The 1,247-nt window shown below is 70.5% G+C and carries 2 protein-coding genes and 1 pseudogene; 1 reads left to right on the top strand and 2 read right to left on the bottom strand.

Going from position 1 to position 1,247, the window contains the following annotated elements; genetic code table 11:
* A partial coding sequence (locus ACZ5CR_RS45915; RefSeq protein WP_468869850.1) for a 2OG-Fe(II) oxygenase family protein occupies positions 1–445 on the top strand: 445 nt, incomplete at its 5' end.
* A 14-nt stretch (positions 446–459) separates the two neighbouring features.
* Here the strand turns inward: ACZ5CR_RS45915 and ACZ5CR_RS45910 are convergent.
* Together ACZ5CR_RS45910 and ACZ5CR_RS45905 are read right to left on the bottom strand one after the other, a co-directional pair.
* The gene (locus tag ACZ5CR_RS45910) at positions 460–984 is read right to left on the bottom strand and encodes an SRPBCC domain-containing protein (RefSeq protein ID WP_468869847.1); all 525 of its coding nucleotides are present in this window, start codon (positions 982–984) and stop codon (positions 460–462) included.
* 48 nt (positions 985–1,032) lie between these two features.
* Positions 1,033–1,247: pseudogene (locus ACZ5CR_RS45905) on the bottom strand (CU044_5270 family protein); the annotation flags it as partial.

The following is a 1,247-nucleotide window of genomic DNA, read 5'->3' as shown; positions in this document are numbered from 1 at the left end:
CCCGACGTACGGCTTCAACATCAACTGGTATCCGGGCACGGAGGTCGTCGGCGAGCCGCAGCCGGGTCAGTTCCGCATCGGCCCGCACACCGACTTCGGCACGGTCACCGTCCTTGACCGGCAGGCGGGCAAGGGCGGGCTCCAGGTCTACACCGACGAGGGCGGCTGGGCGGACGCTCCGTACGACCCGGACGCCCTCACCATCAACATCGGGGATCTGATGGCGCGTTGGACCGGCGACCGCTGGCGCTCGGGCCGCCACCGGGTCCTGCCGCCACCGGCCGACGCACCGGCCGAGGAGCTGATGTCCCTGGTCTACTTCGGCGAGTGCACGCCGGGCACGCGCGTGGAGCCGGTGTCCGCGCCGGTGGGGCGGGTCGCGTACGAACCGGTGGACTCGCACACCTATCTGCGGGCGAAGCTGGACTCGATCACGGTGGGCTGATCACGGTGGGCTGATCACTCGCTCTTCGCGTACGACTCGCGCAGCTCGCGCCATGGCTCCAGGCTCCACGTCGACCAGTCCTTCGGCCGCCCGTCGAGCGCGTCGACGAGGAACTCGAAGTGGTTGTGCCAGCCGGCGAGGCAGTCCAGGCGCAGCTCGTCGTCGCCGTCGAACTCGTTCGTGAAGCGGAGGGTCGTGCCGGTCTTCCCGTCGGCCGTCTCCAGGTGGAAGCGGCACCGTCCGTGCAGGTCGATCGTGTACTCGGCGACACGCTCCAGGTCCCACGCGGTGATGTGCCCGGCATGGACGGCCGACTCGTCCCCGTTGAGCCAGCGCAGCGTGACCGCGCCGCCGAGCCTCGGCTCGAACACGTCGGCGGCGGCCAGCCACCCCGGAAGACCCTCCGGGGTGGCCACCGCCGCCCAGACGTTTTCCACAGGGTGGGGAAGGTGGAGCTCGTAATGGAGGTGCTGGGTCGGCCCCCCGCTGCCGGTGGAGCTCTCCGTCCTGCTCGTGCCCTGCCCGATCGTCACCGTCATGGCCCAAGCCTCGCCCGGTACGTCCGGTTCCGCACCCCTTGCGCGTACTTACGGGCGCTGGCCCGCCTTGTCGACGACCACACGCTCGAGGACCGCGCTGCGGCCGGTGACGGTGCCCTTCTTGAAGCCGGTGGGCAGGTCCTCGACCGCGACCTGCCGCTCGCCCAGGAACTCCTTGGTCTTCTTGTCGAAGATCAGCTCCTGGCGCTCCCCGTCGTCCTCACGTGCGATCGCGATGCCGTGCCGCCCCTCCGCGTCGACCG

This window comes from Streptomyces sp. NPDC031274, from assembly GCF_055570235.1.
This window is presented reverse-complemented; position numbering and strand designations above follow the sequence as displayed.

Bases quoted from the DNA above. Each gene is read 5' to 3' on its own strand.
- ACZ5CR_RS45910 (WP_468869847.1), bottom strand. From the start codon at position 984: ATGACGGTGACGATCGGGCAGGGCACGAGCAGGACGGAGAGCTCCACC.